Raw genomic sequence first — 8,977 nt, 5'->3', positions numbered from 1 at the left:
ATTCGGAGTCGACCACGACGAACCCCATCACGATCCACCCGAACACCGGCGGACCGCAACCACCAACCAGCACCGAATCTTCGCGCACCATGCTGCGCCTCGAAGACGGCGCCGTGTTGCTGACCTGGGGAAACGTCGCCGGGGCCCGGGTGTATCGCGAACGAACGAACGTTTGCGGTCGCGCTCGCGGCCAAGCAGACTGGATCAGCGATATCCGTTGATTTTTCCGCCAGGACTGCCGAAACCCCCGGTTGTGCGGGTGCGCCAGCGCGCCGGCATGGGTGGGGGCGGGGGCAGTCATGCGGCCGATCGTCTCGGAAACGTCCCGTAATCCGGACCACGCCGCGCCGATTGCGGGACGGTTTTTGGAACTCGCCGCCCCGCATGAGTCCCTTGCGGAGGCGATCGCGCCAGGGTGTCCCGCAAGTGAGCGTTTCCGGGACCCCTCAGCTCGAACCAAGATCACCCTTAGCGCGACTTTCCCGAACGTTGGTCCGCCGTCCCGAGCCCTCGGAGCGGCTAGACCGCCTCAGCGTGGGGGGCGAGCCGGGAGCCGCCGCGGGCGTCTTACGCTCATCAGTCGACGGCGCTGCTCGGTCCCTCCGTGCCAGGGCTATTGCGTAGTCCGTTCGCGCAGGTCAGCACCAGTGCAGCCCCCATCGTGGCAGTCCTGGTCCATTGGCCTGCGGGAGCTGCAGGCCTTCGGTCGCATCACTTCCGCTTCGGCGCCCAGCCGAGTCGACCACCTGCACCGGACGGTTGACCGCGAGTTCCCGCAGGTCAGCCGGCCATCAAGCGACTACGCAATAGCCCTGCCCCCCGTGCTGGCAGCGCTGCGGTGAGGGGATAGAACGGACGGCTCCGCGAGGGTGAGCCGGGGCCGTCCGTTCGCACCGTTTGACGGCGGCGCTGCCGCGGCCTGCGCTGGCAAGGAGAACGCGGCTTCGCGTCCCTGGTCGGACGCTGGAAAACGCCACGCCCCACGAACATCAGCCCATGCCGAACCGGCGACATCGTCGCCGCCGCTCTACGCCTGACCCACTTCGAGTACAAATATTTGCAGGAAAGTCGCTGAGATCACTTCAATAGCCCTGGTGCTCGATGCCGTTAGCTACCAGCGAACTCGCCGCCGACGCCACCAAGCCCGCTCACGCTGGTTCCACCAGCGCATCCCGACTCAACCGCGCATACGACCTGGTCAACTAGCCAATGGCGGCTGCCGTACGACGAGGGCGACCGAGACGACGTGACGAATTCGAGCCCCAGCAGGGCGGTCAGGCCAGCAACAGGTACGCAGAACTCTGTCCAGTTCACCGATTCACTATCGTTGTTGCCTGGCAACGGGAGTATTTGACTTGACTATATCCGATGCGGCATCTGTCACTACTGCAATAGCAGCCATTGCCGCCCCTGCCTGGGGATTGCCTGACGCAAACAATGCCGCAGAAGCAACGGAGCTCCCGATGGCTGCCGTCTCCCAAAGGCCGGCTGCCAATGCTCGTGAATCATCGGGATCGACCGTCGGCATCGCAGCGGCTGCGACAGCCCCCTTAGCGGTAAGCGAAGCAGTTATCCCAAAAACGGCTTTGGCAGCAGGATTGGGGATCATAACCGACGCAGCTGTACTAACAGCTGCCAACGTAGCGATCGGTAGTGCTGGGTGATCGAGGGGGCCTAGGCGATCTTCGGGCTGACGTTCGGGCAACTTGGTTCTCCCGTGTTGGAGTAGTTAGGGCCTTGGGGTGGGTGATCGTTGAAACGTATGAACCGTGGGCCCAGGTTCAATACCCGCCACGTAGCATGAGTTGATCTTGAGATTGGCCTGCGGTTGGGTGTGGTCACCCAGGGCTATTGCGTAGTCCGTTCGCGCAGGTCAGCACCAGTGCAGCCCCCATCGTGGCAGTCCTGGTCCATTGGCCTGCGGGAGCTGCAGGCCTTCGGTCGCATCACTTCCGCTTCGGCGCCCAGCCGAGTCGACCACCTGCACCGGACGGTTGACCGCGAGTTCCCGCAGGTCAGCCGGCCATCAAGCGACTACGCAATAGCCCTGTGTGGTCACCCCAGGGCGATTGCGTAGTCCGTTCGCGCAGAGTACGTCGACGGCGTCACCCCGGTGCAGGTGCCGCCGCTGGACAGCGAGCCGATGGTCCCGCGCGGCGTGCGGCTGCCGGTCAGCATCGACGCCCGGGTCGAGGCGGCGGCGAAGGCGGCCGGGGTGAAGCCGTCGACGTGGATCCGGCAGTGCATCGAGGTCGGGCTCACCGAGCAGGAGCACGACCGGCCCGTCTCCCTCGCGGCGCTGCGCCGCGCGATCGCCCACGCCACCCAGGAGTCCCCCCGCGCCGCCTGACCACCGCCTCCTGAACGCCGGGGCCGTGTGAGCGCGGGCCCCGGTTGTGGGCGGCCCCGAGATTCCGTTGGGCCCGCGGAGTCGCGGGCCTTCCCTGGTAAGGCCCGCGAGTCGGGAGAGATTTGTCACCTTCGGTGACGAGTCAATGACTGGTAGATAATTTGGCTTGATGGCATTCGATGACATCGACGCAATGGCCACGCGAGACACCTTGATCGATCTGCTGACCAGGGATATCGATCAAGGGCTCAGGCTTGCTGTCCAACGGGCGGCCGCCATGGAGGCTCAATACGGCCCAGCGGCAGCGACGTGCTGGGGCGCGTTGAGCGGCCAGTTAATCGAAGCCGCGGTGCTGGCCGACCTTCTATCCAACCCGAGAGCAGGGCGCGGCGCGGGGCTGGAACCCGTGTTCCGGTCTTGATCCGTCAGCCGGAGACTGCCTGGTCGGGCGGGTTCGACTGCGCGGCTCGGTGGTGCGCGGCCGAGGCCACCAGGACGACATCGCCGCCAGCGGCACGGACTGGGCCCCGCGCTTGGGTAGCTGTCCCAGCACCGCAAATATTTGATCTTGGTGTTTAGGTGTCGTAGGAGACGGATTGGCCCCGCGCAGCGTTGTTGCGTGCTGGCGGGGCCGGTTTGGCTGTTCAGGTACGGGCGTCAGTGGACGGCACCGCGCTCGTGGAGGTCGAGTGGTTCGAGGTCGTCGTCTTCGTCCTGGTCGTCGGCGGCTTCGGCGGGGCCGTAGAGGTCGGGGTAGCGCAGGACGTCGGGGCCTTCTTCCCAGTCGAGGCGTTCGGGCCATTCGCGGTACTCGGCGATGGTGATGGCGCGGATTGTCTGCTGTTCGCCGCTGGAGACGGGTTCCATCGTGTCGTCGTAGACGAGGAAGTGGCCACGGTGGTCGCGGGCGAGGCGGACGTCGTCGGGGTCGTCGCCGAGGGCGACGGTGACGACTTTGCCGGTGTAGCCGTCGTCGTCGAAGTCGACGCAGACCATGATCGGAGCTTCGTACCGTACCCACCTGCGCATGGTCTGTCCTTCGTGTTCGCCGGGCGTGGGGTCGGCGTTCAGCGTATCGACGTCGGGTTCCGGGTCGCCGTCAGCCGGTGATCGTCGTCTGTCAGGGTGTTGCGGTGCGCCGGGAGTGGGAACTCGATGACCTGATCGCGTCGTGGACGCTGGTCGATGCTGATCTGGAGCTGATGGCGCGGCTGCACGGCGGCCGCCGGTTGAGCTTCGCGGTGATGGTGAAGTTCTTCGAGATCGAGGGCCGGTTCCCGCGTCACGTCGGCGAGGTCCCGCCGGCCGCGGTGGACTATCTCGTGCGGCAACTCGGCGTGCCGGACGCCGAGTTCGAGGTGACGGGGCGCGGCGTTGAGCGGTATCGGGTTCAGATCCGTGACGCGTTCGGGTTCCGGATGTTCTCTCGGGGCGACGAGGACAAGATGATCGCGTGGCTGGCCGAGCAGGTCTGTCCGAGCGAGTTGAACGAGGATCGGCAGCGTGAGGCGGTGTTGGCCCGGTGCCGGTCGGAGAAGCTGGAGCCGCCGGGGCGGATGGACCGGATCGTGGGCGCGGCGAACCGGATCGCTGACGCCCGGTTCTGCGAGGACATCGTGGGCCGGCTGCCCGCTGACGTGACGGCGGCGTTGTGGGCGGTCCTCGGCGACGGCCAGGACGCCGAGGCGGACGCCGACGGCGTTGGCGGGGTGAGTTTCTTCAACGAGTTGAAGGCGGACCCGGGAAAGTTGGGCCTGGAGACCCTGCTGGGCGAGATCGTGAAGCTACGCCGGGTCCGGGCGATCGGGCTTCCGGCCGGGCTGTTCGCTGACGTCGCGGAGAAGCGGGTCGCCCGGTGGAGGGCGCGGGCGGCGGCGGAGTACCCGTCGACGCTGCGCCGTGACCACCCGCCGGAGGTGTCTCTGACGCTGCTGGCGGTGTTGTGCTGGTGCCGGCAGACCGAGGTCACCGACTCGCTGGTCGAGTTGTTCATCGACCTGGTGCGGGTGATCAACACGCGGGCGCAGCGGCGGGTCGAGCGGGAGCAGATCGCGGAGTTCCGCCGGGTCGCGGACAAGGACAACGTGCTGTACCGGCTGGCCGGGGTGTCGGTGGCCCACCCGGACGGGATCGTCCGCGACGTGGTGTACCCGGCGGTCGGGGAACAGACGCTGAAGGATCTGGTGGCCGAGGCGAAGGCTACCGAGTCGCGGCGACGCCAGCGGGTGCGTACGGTGCTGGCCAGCTCGTACTCGCACCACTACCGCACCATGCTGCCGAAGCTGCTCGACGCCCTCCAATTCCGGTGCAACAACACGGCGTACCGGCCGGTGATGGACGCCCTGGAGTTACTGCATCGGTACAAGGACCGCGACGGCAGGCTCACCCACTACGACCGGGCCGACCGGGTGCCGCTGGACGGAGTGGTCAAGGCCGACTGGCGACCGGCGGTCGTCGACGACCGTGGCCGGGTCGAGCGGATTCCGTACGAGCTGTGCGTGTTGCAGGCCCTGCGGGACGCGGTCCGCCGGCGGGAGATCTGGGTGGAGGGCGCCCGTGCATGGCGCAACCCGGAGACGGACCTGCCGGTCGACTTCGACCTGCACCGCGACGTGCACTACACCGCGATTGCGCAGCCGACCGACCCGACCGAGTTCGTCACCGCGCTGCGGTCGCGGGTGGAAACGTCGCTGGCACGGTGGGCGGCCGCGATGCGCGCCGGTACGGCCGGGACGTCGGTCGGCACCCGCAAGGGGCAGGTGTGGATCTCGGTGTCGAAGCAGCCGGCCCAGCCGGGTGCCGGCGAACCTGGACGCGGTCAAGGCGGAGGTGACCCGCCGGTGGGGTGTGGTGAGCCTGCTCGACCTACTCAAGGAAGCCGACTGGCTGACCGACCTGCACACCGAGTTCACGTCGATCGCCACCCGCGAGCACCTGGCCCCGGGCGAGCTGCGCAAGCGGCTGCTGCTGGTGCTGTTCGCGCTGGGCACGAACATCGGCGTGAAGCGGATCGTGCACTCCGGCGACCACGGCGTCACCGAAGCGCAGCTCCGCCGTACCCGGCACCTGTTCGTCAACCGGGACGGCCTGCGCCGCGCGATCGCCGCAGTGGTGGGCGCGACGCTGCGCGAGCGTGACCCGCGCTGGTGGGGCGCCGGCACCGCGTGCGCGTCGGACTCGAAGAAGTTCGGGTCGTGGGAGTCGAACCTGATGACCGAGTGGCACGCCCGCTACGGCGGACCCGGCGTGATGATCTACTGGCACGTCGAACGTAAGAGCGTCTGCGTGTACTCCCAGCTCAAGACCTGCTCGTCGTCCGAGGTCGCGGCGATGATGGAGGGCCTGATCCGGCACGCCGCCGACGTCGACTCACAGATCACCGCGAACTACACCGACACCCACGGCGCCTCCGTGGTCGGGTTCGCGTTCACCCACCTGCTCGGCTACCGGCTGCTGCCCCGGTTGAAGAACATCGGCGCCGCCCGGCTCTACCGGCCCGCTGATGGGGCTACCTATCCGGGGCTGGAGCCGGTGCTGACTCGGGCGATCAACTGGGACCTGATCACCCGCGAATACGACCAGATGATCAAGTACGCGCGGGCGTTGCAGCTCGGCACCGCCGAGGCCGAGCAGATCCTGCGCCGGTTCAACACCCGCGGTCCCAAGCACCCCACCCTCGCCGCGATCGAGGAACTCGGCCGCGCCGTCCGGACGGCGTTTATCGCCGACTACCTCGCCGACCCCGCGCTGCGCCGCGAGATCCACGAAGGGCTCCAGGTCGTCGAGCAGTGGAACTCGGCGAACGTGGCCATCCACTACGGCCGCGAGGCCGAACTGCCCGGCGCCGACCGCGAGGCCCAGGAGATCTCCATGCTCTCCCTGCACCTGCTCCAGTCCGCGCTCGTGCTGGTCAACACCCGCATGGTCGACCGCGTCCTGGCCGAACCGGACTGGGCGGCCCGGCTCACCGAACACGATCTGCGCGGCCTGACCCCGCTGTTCTGGTCCAACGTGGCCCTGCACGGCACGTTCCAGCTCGACCTCGACCAACGCATCGACTACGAGCGCGGCACTGCGGCCGTGCCGGCCCCGACAGGAGAACAGCGATGACGCCCACCCCAACCGTTCAGACGCCCGAGGACGACGCCCGCCGCCGGGCGGGCCTGGCCGTGTACGCCCTGACCGGTTGGCCGGTCCTCGCTGTCCTGCTGATCACCGCCAGTCTCGGCTGGTTCTACCTCGCCCTCTCCGGCGACTGGCGCGGAGCGGTGTACGCCGGACTCGCCACCGTCGCCGCGCTCGCTATCGTCGGCGTACGACTGATGGTCGCACGTACCCGGGCCTAACCACGCTGCCGTCTCTCTCAGCCCACAGCGATCCCTGCGGGCCGGTGGTCCGGCACCCGGCCGGTGCGCTGCTCGCGGGGGCGCTACTGGCGCTTGCTGACGTAGGCGAAGAAGAACAGCATCAGGATCAGCCCGAACCAGAAGTTCCAGACCGAGTTCAGGCGGTAGTAGCCGCGTACCGGCTTCCCGCCGCGCTTGTGCGGACTGACGAGCGGCATGAGGCCCTCCGTGATCGACACGCTACTGAACGGCATATATGGATATCACCAGGCGGTGACACCATCCGGCGAGCCCGACAGTCGGCGGCCCCGCTACGGGGTGATCAGGGTCCACGCGCTGATCACGCCCAGCAGCATCAAGGCTGGGACGACCAGGAGAAGCTCGGCCGCTGACCCGGTGCGGAATCGCAGTGGCGCCCACATGCCCAGCGGCGCCCACCGGCAGCCCCGGATCCGGATGGGCCACAGCAGTGGTACCCGGCTGAAGGTCAGCGCGTCGCCGAGAGAGTGCACCAGGCAGCCCAGCCCCAGCGGCAGGCCCACCCACCACCATCCGGCGACCGGGCCGGGCAGGGCCGCGGCCATCAACCCGACCAGCAGCCCGGACCCCGCCGCCCCGTACGCCCCGCGGGTGCGCCTACGCAGCACGCCCCGCACCGCCAGCGCCGCGGCCATACCGGCGACAACCGCCGCGGCGACATCCCCACCGACCCAGCACAGCAGCGACACCAGCAGACCCGCGGTGACGGCGAACACGAAGGTGTGGGTGACCGCGCGGTGCCCGCCCCGGCCCGCGCAGCAGCCGCACGAGGCAGTCCGCAGCGCCGCCGCTCCCGCCGCCGCGCCACGTGCGATCAGCCGGGTCAGCGGCCCCAACGACCGGGCGACGACCGACCCGGGATGGTCGACGTCGGGTAGCAACGCCCCGCCGGCGGTGACCGCCGCGCCGACCACCACCGCGCCCACGGCCGGCCGCGCCCCCAGCCCCGCCGCCAGCGCACAACCGCCCAGCCACACCACCGCCCCGGACAGCGCGTGAGAACGTCCCATCACCGCCGCATCACAACCCTCCACTGCCGACACGAAACGTGAAGGAAGCATCGCAGAGAGCGCTGAGGTGCGAACAGTGCTGGCGCGAACTGGCGATGAGGCTGTGGCGGTCCCGGTAGTACGCGCCGAAAAACCATCGGATATGGGCTTGACCGGCACGGTTGTGCTCTGGGTGGGAGGCGACGTTTGTCGTGGTGGCGATCCCGGCTACGTTGACCCCCGGTACCGGCCGGGTTTGATCAAGAGTTCGGCGGGCTGGGACAGCTGGTCCAAGCGCGGGGCCGTTGACGCTGATCCGTTCGGCCCTGCTGGAAGCGGCAGCGGGTGGGTGGCTTCGACGAGAACGGCTGTCGCGGCTAGCTATTGGTGAGTTCCAGCGTTGGTGGGGGTCAGGGACGAAAGGGTGATGATCGATGCTCAACGCGACGGCGATTACCGTGGTCGGGAACCTAACTGACGATCCTGAGTTGAGGTTCACCTCGTCGGGCGTGCCGGTGGCCAGGTTCACGGTCGCGGTCAATCCGCGCGTGTTCGACAAGGCGTTGGGCGAGTGGCGTGACGGGGAGCCGTCGTTCTACAACTGCACGGCGTGGCGTCAGCTTGCCGAGAACGTCGCGGAGAGCTTGTCGAAAGGCGTGCGGGTGATCGTCACCGGGACCATCGCTCAGCAGCGGTGGGAGACCGATCAGGGGGAGAAACGGTCGACGTTCGCGGTCACTGCCGAGGCGGTCGGCCCGGACCTGACGTACGCGACGGCCGCCGTCCGCAAGACGGTGCGGGCCGGCACCGGCGCGGTCGGGCCGGATGATCCGTGGGCCACCGCGTCACCGACCCGCCCGGTACCGCGCGGGGCGCCCGGTGCCGATCGTCGCGGCCCGAACGGCACCGGGCCGACCGTGCAGGACGGGCGGCCCGGTGGGGGTGCGGCCTCGGTGCCTTTCGACGACGAACCGCCGTTCTGACGCCTGCGTCCGACAGGACGCCGTTGCGTGCCTGTTCGACCATGGCGTGGAGTACGGTCTCCGTTCGGCGGGTGCGAGCTGGCTAGTTCCTGGCCGGTGCGCCGCAGCATTTCTTGTACTTGCGGCCTGAATCGCACCAGCACGCTGTGTTGCGGTCGGGTGGCCACAGCAGCACCTGGTCGGGGTGCGTGATGGCGTGCCACTCGCCGTAATCTCGGCGGGTTGACCGTTCGGCCGGGTCTCGGCCTTCACGTCGGGCGTACGCCTCGT

General features: G+C 68.5%; 10 protein-coding genes and 1 pseudogene. 7 read left to right on the top strand and 4 right to left on the bottom strand.

Annotated features, from left to right (window positions below; genetic code table 11):
• The 3 genes from F8271_RS33490 to F8271_RS27790 all read left to right on the top strand — a co-directional run.
• A partial coding sequence (locus tag F8271_RS33490) for a hypothetical protein (RefSeq protein ID WP_225854813.1) occupies positions 1–221 on the top strand: 221 nt, incomplete at its 5' end.
• Positions 222–2,113: 1,892 nt separating this feature from the next.
• Positions 2,114–2,350: a hypothetical protein gene (locus F8271_RS27795; RefSeq protein ID WP_151492808.1), complete on the top strand. Its 237-nt coding sequence runs from the start codon at positions 2,114–2,116 to the stop codon at positions 2,348–2,350.
• Between the two features lie 169 nt (positions 2,351–2,519).
• The gene (locus F8271_RS27790; protein WP_151492807.1) at positions 2,520–2,771 is read left to right on the top strand and encodes a hypothetical protein; all 252 of its coding nucleotides are present in this window, start codon (positions 2,520–2,522) and stop codon (positions 2,769–2,771) included.
• Positions 2,772–3,007: 236 nt separating this feature from the next.
• Here the strand turns inward: F8271_RS27790 and F8271_RS27785 are convergent, their stop codons facing one another.
• On the bottom strand, positions 3,008–3,379 hold the full coding sequence (locus tag F8271_RS27785; protein ID WP_151492806.1) for a hypothetical protein: 372 nt from the start codon (positions 3,377–3,379) through the stop codon (positions 3,008–3,010).
• A 77-nt stretch (positions 3,380–3,456) separates the two neighbouring features.
• On the opposite strand from F8271_RS27785, the pseudogene F8271_RS33485 reads away from it, so the two are divergent.
• From F8271_RS33485 to F8271_RS27775, 3 genes and pseudogenes are all read left to right on the top strand, one after another.
• A pseudogene (locus F8271_RS33485) lies at positions 3,457–3,891 on the top strand (DUF4158 domain-containing protein); the annotation flags it as partial.
• 922 nt (positions 3,892–4,813) lie between these two features.
• Positions 4,814–6,460 carry a transposase gene (locus F8271_RS33480; protein WP_370461981.1) on the top strand — a complete coding sequence of 549 codons (1,647 nt, stop codon included), beginning with the start codon at positions 4,814–4,816 and terminating at the stop codon, positions 6,458–6,460.
• Positions 6,457–6,696, top strand: a complete 240-nt coding sequence (locus F8271_RS27775) for a hypothetical protein (protein WP_151492805.1) — start codon at positions 6,457–6,459, stop codon at positions 6,694–6,696. The genes F8271_RS33480 and F8271_RS27775 overlap by 4 nt, the downstream gene beginning before the upstream one ends.
• An 83-nt stretch (positions 6,697–6,779) precedes the next feature.
• On the opposite strand, the gene F8271_RS33900 is transcribed toward F8271_RS27775, so the two are convergent.
• Both F8271_RS33900 and F8271_RS27770 read right to left on the bottom strand, forming a co-directional pair.
• Entirely contained in the window at positions 6,780–6,914 is a 135-nt protein-coding gene (locus F8271_RS33900) for a hypothetical protein (protein WP_255473750.1), read from the bottom strand.
• A 93-nt stretch (positions 6,915–7,007) separates the two neighbouring features.
• Positions 7,008–7,796 carry a metal-dependent hydrolase gene (locus F8271_RS27770; protein WP_151492804.1) on the bottom strand — a complete coding sequence of 263 codons (789 nt, stop codon included), beginning with the start codon at positions 7,794–7,796 and terminating at the stop codon, positions 7,008–7,010.
• Between the two features lie 362 nt (positions 7,797–8,158).
• Here F8271_RS27770 and ssb point away from each other — a divergent pair, with 362 nt between their 5' ends.
• A complete protein-coding gene (ssb, locus tag F8271_RS27765) occupies positions 8,159–8,707 on the top strand; it encodes a single-stranded DNA-binding protein (protein WP_225854810.1) in 549 nt (182 codons plus the stop codon).
• A gap of 82 nt (positions 8,708–8,789) precedes the next feature.
• Here ssb and F8271_RS34290 read toward each other — a convergent pair whose 3' ends face one another.
• Complete coding sequence (locus tag F8271_RS34290; protein ID WP_225854814.1) at positions 8,790–8,882, bottom strand: SEC-C metal-binding domain-containing protein; 93 nt, start codon at positions 8,880–8,882, stop codon at positions 8,790–8,792.
• Between the last annotated feature and the right edge of the window lie 95 nt (positions 8,883–8,977).

The organism is Micromonospora sp. ALFpr18c (assembly GCF_008868155.1).
Taxonomy (GTDB): Bacteria; Actinomycetota; Actinomycetes; order Mycobacteriales; family Micromonosporaceae; genus Micromonospora.
Note: the sequence above shows the minus strand (reverse complement) of the source record. Positions and strands in the feature narration are given on the sequence as shown.

Excerpts from the sequence above, each read along its gene's own strand:
- F8271_RS27785 (WP_151492806.1), bottom strand. The coding sequence starts at position 3,379 with ATGCGCAGGTGGGTACGGTACGAAGCTCCGATCATGGTCTGCGTCGAC.
- F8271_RS27790 (WP_151492807.1), top strand. The coding sequence starts at position 2,520 with ATGGCATTCGATGACATCGACGCAATGGCCACGCGAGACACCTTGATC.
- ssb (WP_225854810.1), top strand. The coding sequence starts at position 8,159 with ATGCTCAACGCGACGGCGATTACCGTGGTCGGGAACCTAACTGACGAT.
- F8271_RS27775 (WP_151492805.1), top strand. The coding sequence starts at position 6,457 with ATGACGCCCACCCCAACCGTTCAGACGCCCGAGGACGACGCCCGCCGC.
- F8271_RS33900 (WP_255473750.1), bottom strand. The coding sequence starts at position 6,914 with ATGCCGCTCGTCAGTCCGCACAAGCGCGGCGGGAAGCCGGTACGCGGC.
- F8271_RS27770 (WP_151492804.1), bottom strand. The coding sequence starts at position 7,796 with ATGCTTCCTTCACGTTTCGTGTCGGCAGTGGAGGGTTGTGATGCGGCG.